The 18,824-nt window shown below is 55.5% G+C and carries 18 protein-coding genes; all 18 read right to left on the bottom strand.

Annotated elements, in window-relative coordinates; translation table 11 throughout:
• Window positions 1–6 precede the first annotated feature (6 nt).
• The 18 genes from M8Q45_RS05415 to serC all read right to left on the bottom strand — a co-directional run bounded on the left by M8Q45_RS05415 (window position 7) and on the right by serC (window position 18,633).
• The gene (locus M8Q45_RS05415) at window positions 7–918 is read right to left on the bottom strand and encodes a hypothetical protein (RefSeq protein WP_249873852.1); all 912 of its coding nucleotides are present in this window, start codon (window positions 916–918) and stop codon (window positions 7–9) included.
• On the bottom strand, window positions 908–1,966 hold the full coding sequence (gene pseI, locus M8Q45_RS05410; RefSeq protein ID WP_249873851.1) for a pseudaminic acid synthase: 1,059 nt from the start codon (window positions 1,964–1,966) through the stop codon (window positions 908–910). Before pseI ends, M8Q45_RS05415 begins: the two co-directional genes overlap by 11 nt.
• Window positions 1,953–2,492, bottom strand: coding sequence for a UDP-4-amino-4,6-dideoxy-N-acetyl-beta-L-altrosamine N-acetyltransferase (pseH, locus tag M8Q45_RS05405; RefSeq protein WP_249873850.1), 540 nt, complete (start codon window positions 2,490–2,492; stop codon window positions 1,953–1,955). The genes pseI and pseH overlap by 14 nt, the downstream gene beginning before the upstream one ends.
• Window positions 2,485–3,597 (bottom strand): UDP-2,4-diacetamido-2,4,6-trideoxy-beta-L-altropyranose hydrolase, encoded by a 1,113-nt coding sequence (pseG, locus tag M8Q45_RS05400; protein WP_349654617.1) that lies wholly within the window; start codon window positions 3,595–3,597, stop codon window positions 2,485–2,487. The genes pseH and pseG overlap by 8 nt, the downstream gene beginning before the upstream one ends.
• Entirely contained in the window at window positions 3,594–4,295 is a 702-nt protein-coding gene (gene pseF, locus M8Q45_RS05395) for a pseudaminic acid cytidylyltransferase (RefSeq protein ID WP_249873849.1), read from the bottom strand. Before pseF ends, pseG begins: the two co-directional genes overlap by 4 nt.
• On the bottom strand, window positions 4,292–5,452 hold the full coding sequence (gene pseC, locus M8Q45_RS05390) for a UDP-4-amino-4,6-dideoxy-N-acetyl-beta-L-altrosamine transaminase (RefSeq protein ID WP_249873848.1): 1,161 nt from the start codon (window positions 5,450–5,452) through the stop codon (window positions 4,292–4,294). The genes pseF and pseC overlap by 4 nt, the downstream gene beginning before the upstream one ends.
• 3 nt (window positions 5,453–5,455) lie before the next feature.
• The gene (gene pseB / locus M8Q45_RS05385; protein WP_249873847.1) at window positions 5,456–6,454 is read right to left on the bottom strand and encodes a UDP-N-acetylglucosamine 4,6-dehydratase (inverting); all 999 of its coding nucleotides are present in this window, start codon (window positions 6,452–6,454) and stop codon (window positions 5,456–5,458) included.
• 32 nt (window positions 6,455–6,486) lie between these two features.
• The gene (locus M8Q45_RS05380; protein ID WP_249873846.1) at window positions 6,487–7,743 is read right to left on the bottom strand and encodes a lipopolysaccharide biosynthesis protein; all 1,257 of its coding nucleotides are present in this window, start codon (window positions 7,741–7,743) and stop codon (window positions 6,487–6,489) included.
• A gap of 437 nt (window positions 7,744–8,180) precedes the next feature.
• A complete protein-coding gene (locus M8Q45_RS05375; protein WP_249873845.1) occupies window positions 8,181–9,230 on the bottom strand; it encodes an LPS O-antigen chain length determinant protein WzzB in 1,050 nt (349 codons plus the stop codon).
• Between the two features lie 193 nt (window positions 9,231–9,423).
• Window positions 9,424–9,648: a LapA family protein gene (locus M8Q45_RS05370; RefSeq protein ID WP_249873844.1), complete on the bottom strand. Its 225-nt coding sequence runs from the start codon at window positions 9,646–9,648 to the stop codon at window positions 9,424–9,426.
• A 24-nt stretch (window positions 9,649–9,672) separates the two neighbouring features.
• Window positions 9,673–9,969 carry an integration host factor subunit beta gene (gene ihfB / locus M8Q45_RS05365; protein ID WP_030141011.1) on the bottom strand — a complete coding sequence of 99 codons (297 nt, stop codon included), beginning with the start codon at window positions 9,967–9,969 and terminating at the stop codon, window positions 9,673–9,675.
• Between the two features lie 144 nt (window positions 9,970–10,113).
• Entirely contained in the window at window positions 10,114–10,392 is a 279-nt protein-coding gene (locus M8Q45_RS05360) for a hypothetical protein (protein WP_249873843.1), read from the bottom strand.
• Window positions 10,393–10,593: 201 nt separating this feature from the next.
• A complete protein-coding gene (rpsA, locus tag M8Q45_RS05355; RefSeq protein WP_030141013.1) occupies window positions 10,594–12,285 on the bottom strand; it encodes a 30S ribosomal protein S1 in 1,692 nt (563 codons plus the stop codon).
• Between the two features lie 120 nt (window positions 12,286–12,405).
• The gene (gene cmk, locus M8Q45_RS05350; protein WP_030141014.1) at window positions 12,406–13,095 is read right to left on the bottom strand and encodes a (d)CMP kinase; all 690 of its coding nucleotides are present in this window, start codon (window positions 13,093–13,095) and stop codon (window positions 12,406–12,408) included.
• Complete coding sequence (locus M8Q45_RS05345; RefSeq protein ID WP_249877268.1) at window positions 13,092–15,299, bottom strand: bifunctional prephenate dehydrogenase/3-phosphoshikimate 1-carboxyvinyltransferase; 2,208 nt, start codon at window positions 15,297–15,299, stop codon at window positions 13,092–13,094. The genes cmk and M8Q45_RS05345 overlap by 4 nt, the downstream gene beginning before the upstream one ends.
• Before the next feature lie 28 nt (window positions 15,300–15,327).
• Window positions 15,328–16,440 (bottom strand): histidinol-phosphate transaminase, encoded by a 1,113-nt coding sequence (hisC, locus tag M8Q45_RS05340; protein ID WP_249873842.1) that lies wholly within the window; start codon window positions 16,438–16,440, stop codon window positions 15,328–15,330.
• Window positions 16,441–16,453: 13 nt separating this feature from the next.
• Window positions 16,454–17,548 (bottom strand): prephenate dehydratase, encoded by a 1,095-nt coding sequence (gene pheA, locus M8Q45_RS05335; RefSeq protein ID WP_003199233.1) that lies wholly within the window; start codon window positions 17,546–17,548, stop codon window positions 16,454–16,456.
• Window positions 17,548–18,633, bottom strand: coding sequence for a 3-phosphoserine/phosphohydroxythreonine transaminase (gene serC, locus M8Q45_RS05330; RefSeq protein WP_249873841.1), 1,086 nt, complete (start codon window positions 18,631–18,633; stop codon window positions 17,548–17,550). The genes pheA and serC overlap by 1 nt, the downstream gene beginning before the upstream one ends.
• Between the last annotated feature and the right edge of the window lie 191 nt (window positions 18,634–18,824).

The raw sequence follows: 18,824 nt of genomic DNA, 5'->3' as shown, positions 1-18,824 counted from the left end.
CCACCCTTACGGGATATGCTGACATTTCGGCTCATCCCAGCCTAAAATTTTGGCGGAAGGAGATAACTCGCTGGCCGCCAAAATATTCACGCCAAGTTTATTAAACTCGTTTTTTAACTCTTGCATTACCGATATCACTCCCACTCCGTTTTCGCCTAGCGCTGTTTTATGAAGTTCGAAACTTTCAGCATCCGTTGAGACCTGTGGGACATGCGCCTCGTTAAAAATAATATCTGAAGCATCAGCACCATAAAAATGTGCCCCCTTAAAATCCAGGCCATGTATGACGATCTTCTTAAATCCCATTGTCTTAGCCAAAATAGCCAAGCCGACGACGCTCGACACTGCTTGGGGTAGTACTTCTGTTTCTGCGCACATCTGCTGAACAACAGGCTTTACAGCCCCACCGCCAAATATCCTATAATGCCTATCTTTAATGAAGTACGCTTTCTTTGAGTACAGCATACCAATAAGCCCTATTGAATTTTTCAGCTCAGAGATATTTTTAAATACTACTCTAGATCCCTCTAGCACCTTAAATTTTTTCAGTCCGAAAAATATTTGAAATGTATTCATAAAAAAAATAACGTTTTTTACAGATGCATTCTCAATAAAATGGAGATCTGGATTGCCGCATTTCAGAAAAGAAAAGTTAAAACCAATAACAAAAGATTTTTTTCGATCTATAGACTCGTATGAATGATTCAAGCTCCAACCAGAGGCAAGGATGTGACATTCAAGTGATTCATCGTACGCATTAACGGGAATTGAAAACTCTTGCATCCCCATACGCTTGAGTTTAGATACTCGTACCCACTGCAGGATAGATTCGAAAAAAAATATTACGCGCATGGCACAAAATTGAAGCGAAAGCGGCAAAGAACCGATAACTGCCCTTATATTTTTTTTATTTAACATAGAAGTCATCCGCCTTGACGGGAGAGTACTTTTCGACATCGCGCGTTAAAACACTACCAACAACACTACTTAACCGTTTTGGAGGCAAACCAAATCCCGGCCTCACACTTCTAACCGAATCCGCCGTGATAATCTCCCCAGCCCTCATTTTCCTCACGAAGTATAGAGATCGCCGAAATTGCACGTTCCCTTGCTCACTGGATTTGCGCCCGTAATTAATATTACCTAAAGCCGCCCATGCAGTTTTACTATCCCGGCAGAGCGCTACAAGCTCCGCAGGCTCAAGTGAAAAACTATCATCAGGGCCGCCACCGCTGCGATCAAGGGTAAAGTGCTTCTCGATAATCGACGCCCCGAGTGCAACGCTGGTAAGCGCCGTTGTGTTATCTAATGTATGGTCAGATAATCCGGTCACCAAACCATGGCGATGGATCATATCCGGAATAGTACGTAGATTATAATCTTCTGCCGGAGCTGGATAACCACTAACACAATGAAGGACAGCCAGCTCCTTGCAGCCACCCTCTCGCGCAGCCTCAATAGCCTCGGCTATCTCGTCTGCGTCTGCCATCCCAGTAGAGATGATCATCGGCTTGCCCGTACTGGCCACATATTTTATTAGCGGTAGGTCAATCGCTTCGAACGAAGCAATTTTATAAGCAGGTGCGTTCAGACTTTCGAGAAGATCAACTGCCGTCGAGTCGAAAGGCGAGCTGAAAATAGTGATGTCGAGCTTTTTTGCATAGTCAAAAAGCGGAGCATGCCATTCCCAGGGCATGTGGGCTTCTTTATAAAGCTCATACAATGTCCGCCCATCCCACAACCCACCACGAATCTGGAAGTCGGCCGAATCGCAATCTAACGTAATAGTGTCAGCGGTATATGTCTGCAGCTTGATCGCGTCGGCGCCCGCATTCTTGGCCTCTTCCATAATCCGCTTTGCAGTCTCAAAATTGCCATTATGATTGGCGGACAGCTCTGCAATAATATACGGGGGCTCGTCTGCGCCAATTTTTCTGCCGGCTATATTGATACTAGGATTTCGCATACGATTGACTCTCTTCTGGCTGCCATTCGGCGCTCAATAATCCAAAGCAAATAACTGAATGATAGTTTTCGCCGTCGTAATGTTGATCACGAAGAACACCTTCTTGCTGAAAACCCATACCAAGATGAAATTTGATTGAGCGTTCATTATAGACAAGCGCTTGTCCGCAGATCTTATGCAGATGGAGAATTTTAAACGCGTAATCCAGCGCTGCTTTTCCCAATTCTCGGCCTGTGCCCTTCTCTGCTTCAGGCGCGATGTAGAACCCCCAGTCAGCGACTCCAGGTACGCCGAGCTCGGTTATATTCACGAAGCCTTGGGCTGCGCCGTCTATTTGAAAAATCAACAAATGCTTGCTCGAATCAACGGAGGCACGCTTGAACCAGGCATGGTGCTCTTCAAGCTTGATCTCATGCCGGGTATACATGAAACGACGTATATCCGGATGATTCCTCCAGGCAAGTACAACGTCCAAATCGTCTGCCCTCATCTTCCGGATAGATGACGCCCGCTGCACGTTATCCATTACTCATGCTCCCGAGCAGCCGCTCAACACCTAAACCGTCGCAGACGTTCTTTGCCTGCCGGCTTAGCTCCGACAAGGAACTGCCTTGTGCTAAATCGAATATGGCAGCCGGTAAGCGTTCGGGAATATCGTGTGGTTGCCCAATGAGTACGACACAGCCGGAACGCAAAAGCGCCTCTGCCCCAGGCTTCTGATTATTCGCCAACACCACCATGATTGTCGGTACCCCCAAACAACAGCGCTCCCAAGAGGTACTGCCGGCGGCACCGATGATTAGGTCTGCCGACGTCATGCGTTCGGCCATATCAGTCACGTTAACCAACACTTCGGTAGGCCAAGGCATGGTCGCCGCGATTTCGCTTACCGATGCCAGACAAGGAGCCTTAAGCCCCATGACTACACTTATCCGGCAATCGTCAGGCAGAGGGCAGACTCGTAGGGCTTGCAATATAAGTCCCGTGGCATTTGCCTGGTCAACGCCGCCCATCGTAATCAGCAGATGCTGGAGCACTGGGGCGTTTCGTCTTTCAAGGCTTCGCTTACGCAGCTGGGCAAACTCCGGGCGCAATAGGGCAAATCGTGCACCAGCCAATATCTGGCAGCTATCAGGCACCAGCTCTATGTAGTCTCGTTCCGTACGTCCGTGGTTTTGATCGAGAAGTATTTTGCAAACATGCGGACGATCCGCAAGGTCATCTATTACCAAAAGATCGTTGTAGTATTTTTTCAGGGCGGTTTCCCACCGGGCATCCAAAGCGTAGTGATCCACCACCAACCAGTCGGGCATTAAGTTGCCTAACAGAGCAGCGCACTCGCTGGCATCTTGGGATTGGGGCGCTCCGAGCCAAGCGGAGTGAGCCAATTGGCTTTCCTGCGAAGCTAGGGAGGCATCAGGGTCAGCGGCCTCCGTCGCGTCCAGACTAAACGCTTCGAAATGCTTACTCCGAATGAAATCAAGCAGATTCCCTGAGTGCTCCCTACAAATGAAATAGCATGTAGCGCCTTCTGCACGTAGGGCTTCAGCCAGGGTCAAGCAACGCATTACATGCCCACTGCCAATCTGCAGCGAGGCATCGGCTCTGAATACGACCTTCATGCCTTTCATGCTTTGGCGCTTTCCGCTTGAAAGGCTTTATACATCCATTCAGCACGAACCCAATCTTCAAGGGTATCGATGTCTTGCACGCGGTGGCGCGGCAGCACCACGGCGCTGGACTCTGGGCTGAAAATCACATGCCCAGCCAACCATGCACTTGCCAGCCCCCAATAAAACTGCCCGGCGTCGTGATAGCTTTCTTCCAGATCTTGTGAGCGAGTGTTGAAGTGCTCGGCGTGAAACATCTCCACGCGTCCGTTTTCAGTCAGGCGAATCGCTCGCTGAATGGGGAATGCATAGCTGGTGACTGAAAATGCGTATTGGCTGCCCGTTCGTTCAAGAGTCGCCAGCCCTCGCTGCAAATCTTCAGGACTGACAAACGGGGCTGTCGCATAAAGGCAGCAAACCTGCTGGGCTTCAAACCCATCAGCCCTGAGACGTTCAATTGCTTGCTGAATAACCGGTATCGTTCCGGTGTAGTCGTCAGCCAACTCAGCTGGACGCATGAATGGAACGCTGGCTCCGCAATCACGCGCAACACCGGCAATCTCTTCGTCATCCGTAGACACAATGACCTTATCAAAACAGCCACTGTCGAGCGCCGCCTCGATTGACCAAGCGATCATTGGCTTGCCGCAAAACATCTTGATGTTTTTTCGCGGGATTCGCTTGCTGCCACCCCGGGCAGGAATGACGGCAAGTTTCATGCGTTTACCGCCTGATTAATGGCAGCTACCACTTGGTCTTGCTGTTCATCACTCATGGTCTGGAACATCGGAATGCTGATAGCTTCGCGATAGTAATCCTGGGCTACCGGGAAATCTTCCGGCTTGAACCCCATCTGTGCGTAGTACGGCTGCGTATGGACAGGAATGTAATGCAGGTTCACCCCAATCCCCTGCTCCCTCAGGGATTCGAACACTTGACGGTGGCTCTTGCTGATCTTGTCCAGCTGTAGCCGAATCACGTATAGGTGCAGGCCTGAATAACTGTCGGGATGTTGCCATGGGACAGTTACGGGCAACGCCGCGAGCAGATCGTTATAACGCGCCGCCAATTGGTGACGCCGAGCAATGTATTGATCCAGACGCTCCATCTGGCTGACGCCCAAGGCTGCCTGCAGTTCGGTCATTCGGTAATTGAAACCCAGATCGATCTGCTGGTAGTACCAAGGGCCGTCGGACTCGTGAGTCATTTGCTGCGGATCGCGAGTAACCCCATGGCTGCGCAAAAGCGCCATCTTGTTCGCCAGTTCGGCATCATTGGTCAACGCCATCCCGCCTTCCGCGGTAGTGATGATTTTTACCGGATGAAAGCTGAATACAGTGATGTCGCTATATTTGCCGCTTCCGATGAACTCGCCTTGGTATTTTCCACCGATGGCATGAGAGGCATCTTCAATCACCATGAAGCCATAGCGCTTGGCGAGCCTATGGATTGCCTGCATGTCGCAGGGCTGGCCACAGAGGTGTACCGGCACGACCACCTTAGGCAGCGTACCCTCTCGCTCAGCCTTTACCAGCTTGCGCTCCAGCGCTTGGGGGCAAAGGTTGTAGGTTCGAGGATCGATATCAACGAAATCAACCTGGGCACCGCAATACAAACCACAATTCGCAGAAGCGACGAACGTAACGGGACTCGTCCATAAACGATCACCAGGACCCAGCCCCAAGGCGAGGCATGCGATATGCAGCGCCGATGTAGCGCTATTCACTGCTAGCGCATGACTAGCACCCACATGGGCAGCAACCTGTTGCTCAAAACGAGGCACCATTGGCCCCTGGGTGAGGAAATCAGATTGCAGTACACCGACAACCGCGTCGATATCGGCTTGGGTTATGTCCTGGCGACCGTATGGAATCATGGATCAGATACTCCCGATCTTCGCTTCGTTGGCAGTGATCCAGTTGCGTAGATCCTCGTCGCTCATCCACTCGGTATTGTTATCACTGGCGTAGACGAACCCTTCCGCGACTTTCTTGCCGTCCTTGATACGTTTCGGGCAGGTCGCCCACTCGTTGATGACCGGCAGGATCTTGAAATGCTCGGGATATTCGTAGGTGTAATAGGAGTCCTCGGCGCTGATCATCTGCTCGTGCAGCTTTTCCCCCGGGCGGATACCGACGATCTTTTGCTTGGCGTCCGGCGCGACCACGCGGGCGAGGTCCGTCACCTTCATCGAAGGGATTTTTTTTACGTAGATTTCGCCGCCTTCCATATCCTCGAAAGCGTGCCAAACCAACTCGACCCCTTCCTCCAGCGAGATCATGAAGCGAGTCATGCGCTCATCGGTAATCGGTAGCTCGCCCTTGTCCTTGATGGACATGAAAAAGGGGATGACCGAGCCGCGCGAGCCCATGACGTTGCCATAACGCACGACGGCCATGCGAGTTTCGTGGCCGCCTGCATATGAATTACCGGCAACGAATAATTTATCGGACGCCAACTTGGTAGCACCGTACAGGTTGATCGGGCTACTGGCCTTGTCGGTGGACAACGCGACAACACGCTTGATGCCCTTATCGATACAGGCGTCGATCAGGTTCATGGCGCCGTTGATATTGGTTTTGATGCACTCGAAAGGGTTGTATTCCGCAGTCGGTACGATCTTGGTAGCAGCTGCATGCACGACGTAGTCAACGCCATCAAGGGCACGATAAAGCCGCTCTTTGTCGCGAACATCGCCAATAAAGAAACGAACACGCGAATCGCCTTCGAATTTCTTCGCCATGTCCCACTGCTTCATTTCATCCCGGGAGAAAATGATGATCTTCTTCGGGTTGTACTTGGCCAGGGTCATCGGCACGAATGTGTTACCAAACGAGCCGGTACCACCGGTAATGAGAATGGTCTTATTGGTGAACATTGACGCGTCCCTTGGTTGCTTCCTGCCCGAAGTCAGGATTGAAATAAACGATAAGGCGCCGGAGTCAGGCGATGGAAACTCCAAGCCTTCCAACACAGGATGAAAAAGAAACTGATGCACAACCCCAGCGGCACAGCCAGCTGCGGCCAGTACTGCGCGAAAATCCAGGTAGCCAGAACGAATATTAGCAAACTGGCAATGTGGCTGTGGATGATAGGCCTGTCACGCCCTTGGGCGTACAAACCATAATGCGGAACCATGCCTAGCGCATATAATACCGTAGCCAGCAGGATCCAGACGAATAAGCCTTGCTGTTCAGCATAGAGCGGCTTACCAAGCCAATCCAACAGGTGACCTATCGCCAGCAATCCAACCATCGCAAACAGCCCTGAAAGGGCCGCAGTCTGAAGGAGTAGCTTGCGAAAGAGCCGGCGAAACCCGTCGCCATCGGACCGCTGGTACGAACTGATCAAATCAGGGTAAATAAACGCAAATACACCAGCATCAAGGAACGAAATTAGCGCCATGCTGATGCCCGTAAACAGGACATAAGCGCCCAACACCTCCATACCCGCCAATGCTTGAAACCAGTATCGATCCAGCGTGAAGAGGCCTCGAATCGCTAACGTCGCAACCAGGAGCGCAAAGGCTATCTTCAGCCCTTTAATGATCCAAGCCCAATCTACCTCCTGTCGCCATCCGTCGAGCCCCATACGCTTGATTCTGCAAATACCTAGAAGCAGAGCTATCCCCCCACCCACTGCCCAAGCCCCAAATACGACGTTAAGGTCTCGGGCCTCAGGCATGACAAACATCAGCCCAGTAACCAGGACCGCCCAGACTCCTGAGCGAAAAAACAGCATGAGACTGGCATAGAGCTGATCCGACACCGCAACCAACAAACGACCTAGCTCCTGAGTAAGATGCTCGAGTATCAGCAGCGCAAAAAACCAACCGATAACGCTCATCGGCAACAGATCTTCAACAAAGATCAAACTCAACAGTGGCAGGAAAATCGCGTAGAGGAGCACGGTCAAAGCGGCTTGGGCTTTGATCACCCCACCCCATTCCTCGCGACCTCGCTTGAGCAGCTCACGGGTACTGTAGGTATAGAAATCGAAACCCAAGAGATATAAGGAATATCCCACCGTTGCCGTCAGCAAGCCATAGATACCCAGCTCAGCCGGCTCGAGAAATCGGGCGAGAAAAAAGATAAGTAAGAATTTGCTGGCTAACGTCAAGCCGCGAATCGCTACGTTGGACAGTTGCAAGAAGTGATTATTGGACATTAAGCTCAATCAGTTAAATATACGGGGCAACCGCCGAGAACCTGGCCTAGCTTGACCTTCAGAACACGGATTGCTTAGTCGCTCACGGTCCCAAACCCATACGCTCGTCAGATTATTATTCGGGGCAAGGGCATAATTGTCGGCCATGCCAAATAGAAGCGCAACATGAATGCTTACACATCTTTTGCAACAAACCACCCTTATAACACAGCCTAAGCTCCCAACAACGCCATCAAGACGCCACTAAACACACCACCTGCACGTTAGCATCGAATATCCAACCTTCGCCCTCCCTTCGGCTATCAACTAGCTGCGCGCTAGCGAAAATCAACATCAAACTCCCAAACATTAAAAAACCTGTCAGGCAAAACACCAAACAGGTTAATACACATGAGATAGCCCCTGGGATTTAGAAATAAAAATGTACCGCAGCCACGTTAAAGCTGGACACTTTTATCACGAATTACAACATATCTGACCAAAGCAAAAAAACCGCCAATCATCAGACCCGCAACGAAGCCCAATATCACAATCAAACCCTTCCTCGGCTTAACCGGACTCTCCGGCACCTCAACACTGCCATCCTGCCGATAAACCGAAATGAGCTCAGGATCGATATTCAACTTACGATAAAAGTTATACCGCATTTGCAACGTCCGCAAATCAGATATAAACGCATCATCCGAAGACCTGGACTCCAACGTCTGAATTTCAGCCGCCAACGCCTTACTACCACGTTGGTAATCCATCTTGTTACCAGTATCAACAGTAATATCCACAGCAGCAGAAGAGTTGATTGTCGGCGAGGTCAGCCCAATCGTCTCGGCAATCTTCAACGCTTCCCGCAATTGCTGAATCCTGTCCTCCCGTATCCGCTGCGCAGTCTCCCGCAAGCTGACAATACGCTGCTCAAGATTCCGCGCCCTCACCGAAGCTTCAGTCGTCACGTTCTTGATCAACTCCGCCTCCGCAGCCTCGCTGGCGCGCGCCACATAGGCCTTGGCCCATTCAGTCGCCTTCACCGGATCGCCGTTTTGAACGGTTACGGAGAAACGGTCGGGCGTGTCCTTGCCCGGCCCCTTTACCACCAGCTCCCGCGAGAACCGTTCATACAGACGATCGAGAGCGCCCTTTCGCTGCGATTCATCCAGCGAAGGAAGATAAACTTGATTGAAAAAGTTCTGACGAAGAGACTCACCTTGCAGGTTACGAGCAAACACATCGTAAACATGCTTGATGGAATAGGTTTCCAGCTCGGTACTTTTCCCACGCCCATAGTTCAACTCAGCGATCCCGTTCTGAGTCGGCGGCATAATAAAAAGCTTTGCTTCATAGACAGGTTTGCTGAGGAACGCGTATGCGGCCGCGCCAGCAGTCACCAAAAGAGTTATCGCGATGATCAACCACTTTTGAGCCCAAAGCCCACGTACAAGGGCGATCAGGTCGATTTCATCTTCGTCGCGCACTGCAATACGATTATCTTGCATGGATAGCCTCGCTTCCTTTTTTTAGCTTTACGCTTGCGGACACACTGGACGCATTAAAAGGTAAGACGGGCAAGTCCCCGGCGGACACGACGATATTTTTATAGAAATTAAACAAATGCAACATACCCAAAGTCAGAAAATTGCGGCAGTGATCCTTACTCCGTACTCCGAGACTACTGGGCTCACATATCCATTATTTCAGCCGCCGTTCTCTCCCGGCGAACCACGCCAATAGGGGACCAATGATCATCCCAGAGAGGAGCGCCAGCAAGACAAAAACCGAAACAGGAAGTTGCGGTGCCGACCATCCGAGGAACAACAATGCGACAGGTTGATTGTTTTCAAGCACGAACAGTACGATAGCCGAAGCCACGAGCACCGCAAGTACGACAAGCGCCAGGCGCCTAAAGTTCCGCATGGAGACCTCTTTTTTTGGGCAGTTTCAGACGTCGTCATCCTCATCCTCATTCACCCGGTCTCGCAGTTCCTTGCCCGGCTTGAAGTGAGGTACAAATTTTCCATCGAGGCTGACCGATTGGCCGGTTTTTGGGTTGCGACCCACCCGCGGGGCGCGGTAATGCAGGGAGAAGCTGCCGAACCCACGGATTTCGATACGATCTCCAGTGGCCAGGCATTGGGACATTTGTTCGAGCATGGTCTTGATGGCCAGCTCCACATCCTTGGACGAGAGCAGCCCTTGATGGGTGACAATCCGTTCGATCAACTCCGACTTCGTCATGTTTTTCCCTTCTTTTTCAAGCAGCTAGGAAAATCGCTTCAAAGGTTTTAGCATGCCCGGAGGAATTTGAACAGCCCAACTATTGACATATCTGCCACGCCTGTTGATCGCCCCTTTTCGGTGCAAACGGGCAGGAACCTTCAACTAGCGACACATGACCAGCATCGTTCTCGTCAAGTAACCCGCCGGATTGAAGCCGAAAGGATATTGATCCTGGTCCTTGGCATCATCTGATCGGGTTATTATCTTGTAACCTTGATCCTTGCACTCCCTGGCGGCGCGCTTGTAGCACTTCTCCCAGCCGGAACCCAACCCCGAGCAGTCGATCTCGATGCCGCTTACACCACGTACCGCGTGGGTCTTGGCGCTCGTCGCGCACCCCGCCAACGCCAGCACAATGACTACCAAAAAGAGTTTGTTCATTCAGATCCTTTCGATATGAGGCAAAACACAGCCTCAGGATGTTTGTATTCATGTGTCATAAAAGAGACAGCCTGATGAAGCGGTTGGTTTCGCCGCGCCCGAATGATCATGACCACTCCTTGCTCGATCCGGATAACATGAGAAATCGCAGGCACAAAAAAGGGCGACCGAAGTCGCCCTTTTTCTATGGTCTGACAGAACTTAGTTCTGCTTTTCCATCTGTGCACGCAGCAGGTCGCCCAGAGTGGTAGGACCAGCAGCAATGTCAGTGGCTGGCTTGTCGCGCAGGCTCTGGATTGCTTCTTTCTCTTCAGCATCGTCTTTCGACTTGATGGAGAGCTGGATTACGCGGCTCTTGCGGTCAACGCTGATGATCTTGGCTTCTACTTCTTCGCCTTCTTTCAGAACGTTGCGCGCGTCTTCAACGCGGTCACGGCTGATTTCGGAGGCTTTCAGAGTCGCTTCGATATCGTCGGCCAGGGTGATGATGGCGCCTTTGGCGTCAACTTCTTTCACGATGCCCTTAACGATTGCGCCTTTGTCGTTCTCTTGAACGTACTCGGAGAACGGATCGCTTTCCAGTTGCTTGATACCCAGGGAGATGCGCTCGCGCTCTGGGTCAACCGACAGGATAACGGTGTCCAGCTCGTCGCCCTTCTTGAAGCGGCGTACGGCTTCTTCGCCCACTTCGTTCCAGGAGATGTCGGACAGGTGAACCAGGCCGTCGATGCCGCCGTCCAGACCAATGAAGATACCGAAATCGGTGATCGACTTGATGGTGCCGGAGATTTTATCACCCTTGTTGAACTGGCCAGAGAAGTCTTCCCATGGGTTGGACTTGCACTGCTTGATGCCGAGGGAGATACGACGACGCTCTTCGTCGATGTCCAGGACCATGACTTCCACTTCGTCGCCGACTTGTACGACTTTCGAAGGGTGGATGTTCTTGTTGGTCCAGTCCATTTCGGAAACGTGTACCAGGCCTTCAACGCCTTCTTCCAGCTCAGCGAAGCAGCCGTAGTCGGTGAGGTTGGTAACACGAGCGGTGACGCGGGTGCCTTCTGGGTAACGGGCTTTGATAGCGACCCATGGATCTTCACCCAGTTGCTTGAGGCCCAGGGAAACACGATTGCGCTCGCGATCGTACTTCAGAACCTTGACATCGATCTCGTCGCCAACGTTGACGATTTCCGAAGGATGCTTAATACGCTTCCAGGCCATGTCGGTGATGTGCAGCAGGCCATCGACGCCACCCAGATCGACGAATGCGCCGTAATCGGTGAGGTTCTTGACGATACCCTTGACCTGCTGGCCTTCCTGCAGCGATTCCAGCAGAGCTTCACGCTCGGCGGAGTTCTCGGCTTCCAGGACACTGCGACGGGAAACGACAACGTTGTTGCGCTTCTGGTCCAGCTTGATGACCTTGAATTCCAGCTCTTTGCCTTCCAGGTGCGTGGTGTCGCGCACTGGACGGACGTCAACCAGGGAACCTGGCAGGAACGCACGGATGCCGTTAACGTCGACAGTGAAGCCGCCTTTAACCTTACCGTTGATAACGCCCTTGACCACTTCCTCAGCTGCGAAGGCCGCTTCCAGAACGATCCAGCATTCAGCACGCTTGGCTTTTTCACGGGACAGCTTGGTTTCACCGAAGCCATCTTCAACCGAATCCAACGCCACGTGAACTTCGTCACCAACGTTGATGTTCAGTTCGCCAGCGTCGTTGTAGAACTGCTCAAGCGGGATCAGCGCTTCAGACTTCAGACCAGCGTGAACGGTTACCCAGCGAGCCTGGTAATCGATATCAACGATAACGCCGGTGATGATGGAGCCTGCCTGAAGGTTCAGGGTTTTCAAGCTTTCTTCAAAGAGTTCCGCAAAGCTTTCGCTCATTTTAATTCCTGTTGATTAGGGCGAAGTAAACGCCCATCTCCACACCCCAGACGATGTGGGTTAGTTTCATATATAAGAAGCGCCGCAGGACTATGACTGGTCCCCTGCGGAGCTTCCTGGTCACCCGGCGATATCGCGAAGCGCGATCTCGCTCATGATGCGTTGCAACACCTGGTCGATGGACAACTCCGTGGAGTCCAGCTGTATCGCATCGGCCGCCGGCTTTAGCGGGGCCACTGCGCGCTGGGTATCACGCTCGTCGCGTGCACGGATCTCATCTAGCAGACTCGACAGACTAACATCCTCGCCTTTGCCCTTCAACTGCAAATATCGGCGACGAGCCCGCTCCTCCGCGCTGGCGGTGAGGAAAATCTTCAATGGCGCATCGGTGAACACCACCGTGCCCATGTCCCGGCCATCCGCCACCAGCCCCGGCGGTTCCTGGAATGCCCGTTGACGCTGGAGCAATGCCTCGCGCACCGCCGGCAGCGCGGCGACCTGGGAAGCCCCGGCGCCGACGCTTTCGGTGCGGATGACGTCGCTGACTTCGTCACCTTCCAGGATGATCCGCTGCAACTGGCCATCGGTGGCGGCGATGAACTGTACGTCCAGATGCGCGGCCAGGGCCTTGAGCAGTTCTTCGTTGGTCAAGTCGACGCCATGGTTGGCCGCGGCGAAAGCCAGCAAGCGATACAGGGCACCGGAATCGAGCAGATTCCAGCCCAGTTGCTTGGCCAGCATGCCGGCGATGGTGCCCTTGCCCGATCCGCTTGGGCCATCAATGGTGATGACCGGTGCCTTGATGTTCACGACTGTGCCTCTTGTGCTACTCGAATACCAACCTGCGCGCACAGCGCCAGGAAATTCGGGAACGACGTGGCGACGTTGGCGCAATCATGGATGCGGATCGGCGCGCTGGCGCGCAGGGACGCAACGCTGAACGCCATGGCGATACGGTGATCGCCGTGCCCATGGACTTCGCCGCCACCGATCTGGCCGCCGTCGATGATGATGCCGTCCGGTGTCGGTTCACATTTGACGCCAAGCGCCAGCAGGCCGTCCGCCATCACCTGGATACGATCCGATTCCTTGACCCGCAGCTCTTCGGCGCCGGTCAGCACGGTGCGGCCTTCTGCGCATGCAGCCGCGACGAACAGCACCGGGAACTCGTCGATCGCCAGGGGAACCAGCGCTTCCGGAATCTCGATACCCTTGAGTTTAGCCGCTCGCACGCGCAAGTCCGCAACCGGCTCGCCGCCCACTTCACGCTGGTTCTCCAAAGTGATGTCGGCGCCCATCAGGCGCAGGATGTCGATCACGCCGGTACGGGTCGGGTTGATGCCGACATGCTCGAGCACCAGGTCGGAGCCTTCGGCGATCGACGCCGCCACCAGGAAGAACGCCGACGATGAGATATCGCCTGGCACTTCGATGTGGGTCGCCGTCAGTTTGTTGCCGGATTCAACGGACGCCGTGGCGCCATCAACGGTGACCGGATAGCCGAAGCCACGCAACATGCGTTCGGTGTGGTCGCGGGTCGGGGCGGGCTCGGTGACGGTGGTCTTGCCTTCGGCGTAGAGCCCCGCCAACAGCAGGCAGGATTTCACCTGGGCGCTGGCCATCGGCATGGTGTAGGTCAGGCCCTTGAGCTTGTTGCCACCACGAATGGTCATCGGCGGGCGACCTTCAGCCGCGGTCTCGATCACCGCGCCCATTTCCCGCAACGGGTTGGCGACACGGTTCATCGGACGCTTGGACAGCGAGGCATCACCGGTCAGGGTGCTGTCGAAGTCTTGTGCGGCCAACAGGCCGGACAGCAGGCGCATCGAGGTACCGGAGTTGCCCAGGTAGATCGGGCCCGGCGCAGGCTTGAGGCCGTGCAGGCCGACACCGTGGATGGTCACGCGGCCGTGGTGCGGGCCTTCGATGACCACACCCATGTCGCGAAACGCTTGCAGCGTCGCCAGGGCATCTTCGCCCTCGAGGAAACCTTCCACCTCGGTCACGCCTTCGGCCAATGAGCCGAGCATGATCGAGCGGTGGGAAATCGATTTATCGCCCGGTACACGAATCCGCCCACTGAGGGAGCCACCAGGTTGTGCCAGGAAAATCAGATCGTTGGAGTTCATAGCGTCCACATAGGCCCGACGGGCCAGGATTTTACTGAAATGCTCGCGGGCCACCCTGGCGCGTGTGAAAACGCCCAGCAATTGGTGCCCGTCCCCTGCATCGACCGCGTCGCGCAAGGCGTCGAGGTCGCTGCGAAATGTATCGAGTGTGCGCAGGACAGCTTCGCGGTTGGCGAGGAAGATGTCGTGCCACATGACCGGGTCGCTCCCCGCGATTCTCGTGAAATCGCGGAAACCGCCGGCAGCGTAACGGAAGATCTCAAGATTTTCATTGCGTTTGGCCAATGAATCCACCAGACCGAACGCCAGCAGGTGCGGCAAATGGCTGGTGGCGGCCAATACTTCGTCGTGTCGCTCGACTTGCATGTGCTCGACATCGGCACCCAGCTCGCGCCACAGGCGGTCCACCACCGCCAGCGCCGCCGGATCCGTCTGGTCCACCGGCGTCAGAATGACTTTATGGCGACGGAACAGCTCGGCGTTGGATGCCTCCACCCCGCTCTCCTCGGAGCCGGCGATCGGGTGACCGGGCACGAAACGCGCTGGCATGCCGCCAAACGCCTCGGTCGCCGCCCGTACCACGTTGCCCTTGGCGCTACCCACATCAGTGAGAATCGCTTGCCCGAGCTCCATGCCAGCCAATCGGGCCAGCAGTTTCTCCATGGCCAGGATCGGCACCGCCAGCTGGATAACATCCGCTCCCTGGCAAGCGAGCAGCAAGTCGTCTTCACAGCGGTCCACCACGCCCAGCTCTACAGCAAGCTTGCGCGATTGCGGATCAAGGTCGACGCCGACGACTTCACGGCACAGCCCGCTTTCGCGCAGGCCCTTCGCAAACGAACCGCCAATCAACCCGAGGCCGACCACCACCAGGCGACCGATCATAGGTGCCGCAGGTTGCAGCGAGGTGACATCAACCACGAGCCAGGACCTTGCTCAACGCGTCGAGGAAACGGCTGTTTTCCGCCGGCAGGCCGACGGTGACGCGCAGGTGGTTCGGCATGCCGTAATTCGCTACCGGACGCACGATCACGCCTTCACGCAACAATCCCTGATAGACCGGCGCCGCGACGCGACCTACGTCGACACAAATGAAATTGCCCTTGGAAGGAATCCAGCCCAGGCCCAACTCACGCAAGCCTTCTTCCAACTGCTGCATGCCGGCTTCGTTCAAGCGACGGCTTTCAGCCAGGTAGGCTTCATCCTGCAATGCAGCGCAAGCGGCAGCCAGGGCGAAGCTGTTGACGTTGAACGGTTGGCGCACGCGGTTCAGCACATCGGCCACCACGGCGGTGGACAGTCCATAGCCGACCCGCAGCGACGCCAGGCCATAGGCCTTGGAGAAGGTGCGCGACACCAGCAGGTTCGGGTAGGCCGCGAGGAAATCCAGGCCGTCCGGCAAATCGCTGCCTTCGGCGTACTCGATGTAGGCCTCGTCCAATACCACCAGCACGTGCTCGGGCACGTCTTGCAGGAAATCGTCCAGGGCCTGGGCGTCGAACCAGGTGCCTGTCGGGTTGTTCGGGTTGGCGATGAAGACCACGCGGGTGTTGGCGTCGATGGCGGCCAGCATGGCCGGCAGGTCGTGCCCCCAATCCTTGGCGGGAACCACATGAGCATTGGCCCCGACGGCCTGGGTGGCGATCGGGTAGACCGCGAACGCGTGCTCGCTGAACACGGCATTGAGGCCCGGCGCCAGATACGCACGGGCAACCAGTTCGAGAATGTCGTTGGAACCGTTGCCCAGGGTCACCTGGTTCAGCTCGACACCGCAGCGCTCGGCCAGCAGGCTTTTCAGCGCAAAGCCATTGCCATCGGGGTAACGGGTCAGCTCTGCCAGCTCGTCACGGATCGCCGCGAGCGCCTTGGGGCTCGCGCCCAGCGGGTTTTCGTTGCTCGCCAACTTGACGATGCTGGCCGGATCCAGATCCAGCTCGCGGGCCAGTTCGTCCACAGGCTTGCCTGGAACGTAAGGCGAGAGTTGTTGCACGCCTGGCTGGGCCAGTGCGAGGAAGTTGCCACTCATTAGCTATCCGCCCTTAAAGAACTGCCTTGGGGTAGGAACCCAGCACCTTGAGTGCCACTGCTTCCTGACTGATTTTCTCCAGCACACCTTTTACCAGCGGATCGCGGTGGTGGCCGACGAAATCGATGAAGAACACGTAGGTCCATTTACCGCTGCGCGACGGACGGGTCTCGATACGTGTCAGATCGATACCGTTGTCGTGGAACGGCACCAACAGCTCATGAAGCGCGCCGGGCTTGTTGCTCATGGAGACGATGATCGACGTCTTGTCGTCGCCGGTTGGCGGTACTTCCTGGCTGCCGATCATCAGGAACCGCGTGGAGTTGTCCGGACGGTCCTCGATTTTTTCGGCCAGGCGCGTCAAGCCGTAGAGGCCCGCCGCCATGTCACCGGCGATGGCCGCCGAGTTCCACTCGCCCTTGACCCGCTTGGCCGCCTCGGCGTTGCTCGAGACCGCCACGCGCTCGACGTTCGGGTAATGGGCGTCCAGCCACTTGCGGCACTGCGCCAACGACTGGGCGTGGGAATAGATCCGGCTGATGCTATCGGTCTTGGTGTTCTCGCCCACCAGCAGGTGGTGGTGGATGCGCAGCTCGACTTCGCCGCAGATCACCATGTCGTGCTCGAGGAAGCTGTCCAGCGTGTGGTTGACCGCGCCTTCGGTGGAGTTCTCCACCGGCACCACGCCGAAGTTCACCGCGCCGGCGGCTACTTCACGGAACACTTCGTCGATGGCTGCCATCGGCTTGCTGATCACGGCATGACCGAAGTGCTTCATGGCCGCTGCCTGGGTGAAGGTGCCTTCCGGCCCTAGGTAGGCGACTTTCAGCGGTTGTTCGAGGGCCAGGCACGAGGACATGATTTCGCGAAACAAGCGCGCCATCTCTTCGTTGCCCAGCGGCCCCTTGTTGCGCTCCATGACACGCTTGAGCACCTGGGCTTCACGCTCGGGACGATAGAACACCGGCACTTCGCCTTCGGCCAGGGAGGCCATTTTCACCCGGGCGACTTCCTGGGCGCAGCGGGCGCGCTCGCTGATCAGCTCCAGGACCTTTTCGTCCAGGGCGTCGATGCGCAGGCGCAGCGCCTTGAGTTCTTGCTCAGACATCAGCCGTGTTCCTTCTCGAACTCTGCCATGTAGGCAACCAGCGCATTGACGGCGTTGATGTCCACGGCGTTGTAGATGGAGGCGCGCATGCCACCGACCGAACGGTGGCCCTTGAGGTTCAGCAGGCCGCGCTCGTCGGCGCCGGCCAGGAACGGCTTGTCGAGACGATCGTCGGCCAGGCGGAACGGGACGTTCATCCACGAGCGGTCGGACTTGTTGATCGGGTTGCTGTAGAGGCCGCTGGCGTCGATGAAGTCATACAGCGTGCGCTGCTTCACTTCGTTGAGCTTGCCGATGGCTTCGACACCGCCCTGCTCTTTCAGCCACTCGAAGACCAGGCCCGACAGGTACCAGGCCAGGGTCGGCGGGGTGTTGTACATCGAGCCGTTGTCGGCCGCGACCTTGTAGTTGAGCATGGTCGGGCACAGGGAACGGGCACGACCGAGCAGGTCTTCGCGAATGATCGCGACCAGGATGCCGCTCGGGCCGATATTCTTCTGGGCGCCGGCGTAGATCATGCCGAAACGGGAAATGTCCACCGGGCGCGAAAGAATGTCCGAGGACATGTCGGCCACCAGCGGCACGTCACCGGTTTCCGGGATCCAATTGAATTCCAGGCCACCGATGGTTTCGTTCGGCGCGTAGTGAACGTAGGCAGCGTCCTTGGACAGGTTCCACTCGTTCTGGCCGGGAATCGCGAAGTAGTCGTAGGGCTTGGCGGTAGCCGCCACGTTGACGTGACCGTAGCGCGACGCCTCTTCGATGGCTTTCTGCGACCAGATGCCGGTGTCGATGTAGTCGGCCTTGCCGTTTTCCGGCAGCAGGTTCAGCGGGATCTGGGCGAACTGCTGGCTGGCGCCGCCCTGCAGGAACAGCACTTTATAGTTGGACGGGATGTTCAGCAGATCACGCAGGTCCTGCTCGGCCTTGGTGGCGATGGACACGAACTCATCGCTGCGATGACTCATTTCCATGACGGACAGGCCCTTGCCGTGCCAGTCGAGAAGTTCACCCTGGGCACGCTTCAGGACCGCTTCAGGAAGCGCCGCCGGGCCGGCACAGAAGTTATAGGCTCTCTTGCTCACATCCAATCTCGCTCTGATCTGGTGGTCACTAAATCTTTTGGTCTGCACCGCACTAACTGTGGGAGCGAGCTTGCTCGCGATAGCGGCGCAACAGTCAACATTGATGTTGAATGCCAGCCCGTCATCGCGAGCAAGCTCGCTCCCACAGGGGCCGTTCGCTCAAGGCATGAAACCTCAGTGGAGCAGCATCA

Source organism: Pseudomonas sp. T1.Ur (assembly GCF_023516725.1).
Taxonomy (GTDB): domain Bacteria; phylum Pseudomonadota; class Gammaproteobacteria; order Pseudomonadales; family Pseudomonadaceae; genus Aquipseudomonas; species Aquipseudomonas alvandae.
Note: the sequence above shows the minus strand (reverse complement) of the source record. Positions and strands in the feature narration are given on the sequence as shown.

Excerpts from the sequence above, each read along its gene's own strand:
- rpsA (WP_030141013.1), bottom strand. The coding sequence starts at position 12,285 with ATGAGCGAAAGCTTTGCGGAACTCTTTGAAGAAAGCTTGAAAACCCTG.
- pseF (WP_249873849.1), bottom strand. The coding sequence starts at position 4,295 with ATGAAACTTGCCGTCATTCCTGCCCGGGGTGGCAGCAAGCGAATCCCG.
- pseC (WP_249873848.1), bottom strand. The coding sequence starts at position 5,452 with ATGATTCCATACGGTCGCCAGGACATAACCCAAGCCGATATCGACGCG.
- M8Q45_RS05380 (WP_249873846.1), bottom strand. The coding sequence starts at position 7,743 with ATGTCCAATAATCACTTCTTGCAACTGTCCAACGTAGCGATTCGCGGC.
- M8Q45_RS05345 (WP_249877268.1), bottom strand. The coding sequence starts at position 15,299 with ATGATCGGTCGCCTGGTGGTGGTCGGCCTCGGGTTGATTGGCGGTTCG.
- M8Q45_RS05360 (WP_249873843.1), bottom strand. The coding sequence starts at position 10,392 with ATGAACAAACTCTTTTTGGTAGTCATTGTGCTGGCGTTGGCGGGGTGC.
- ihfB (WP_030141011.1), bottom strand. The coding sequence starts at position 9,969 with ATGACGAAGTCGGAGTTGATCGAACGGATTGTCACCCATCAAGGGCTG.
- pseI (WP_249873851.1), bottom strand. The coding sequence starts at position 1,966 with ATGCGAAATCCTAGTATCAATATAGCCGGCAGAAAAATTGGCGCAGAC.
- pheA (WP_003199233.1), bottom strand. The coding sequence starts at position 17,548 with ATGTCTGAGCAAGAACTCAAGGCGCTGCGCCTGCGCATCGACGCCCTG.
- M8Q45_RS05370 (WP_249873844.1), bottom strand. The coding sequence starts at position 9,648 with ATGCGGAACTTTAGGCGCCTGGCGCTTGTCGTACTTGCGGTGCTCGTG.
- pseB (WP_249873847.1), bottom strand. The coding sequence starts at position 6,454 with ATGTTCACCAATAAGACCATTCTCATTACCGGTGGTACCGGCTCGTTT.
- M8Q45_RS05375 (WP_249873845.1), bottom strand. The coding sequence starts at position 9,230 with ATGCAAGATAATCGTATTGCAGTGCGCGACGAAGATGAAATCGACCTG.
- pseG (WP_349654617.1), bottom strand. The coding sequence starts at position 3,597 with ATGAAAGGCATGAAGGTCGTATTCAGAGCCGATGCCTCGCTGCAGATT.
- hisC (WP_249873842.1), bottom strand. The coding sequence starts at position 16,440 with ATGAGTGGCAACTTCCTCGCACTGGCCCAGCCAGGCGTGCAACAACTC.
- pseH (WP_249873850.1), bottom strand. The coding sequence starts at position 2,492 with ATGGATAACGTGCAGCGGGCGTCATCTATCCGGAAGATGAGGGCAGAC.
- M8Q45_RS05415 (WP_249873852.1), bottom strand. The coding sequence starts at position 918 with ATGTTAAATAAAAAAAATATAAGGGCAGTTATCGGTTCTTTGCCGCTT.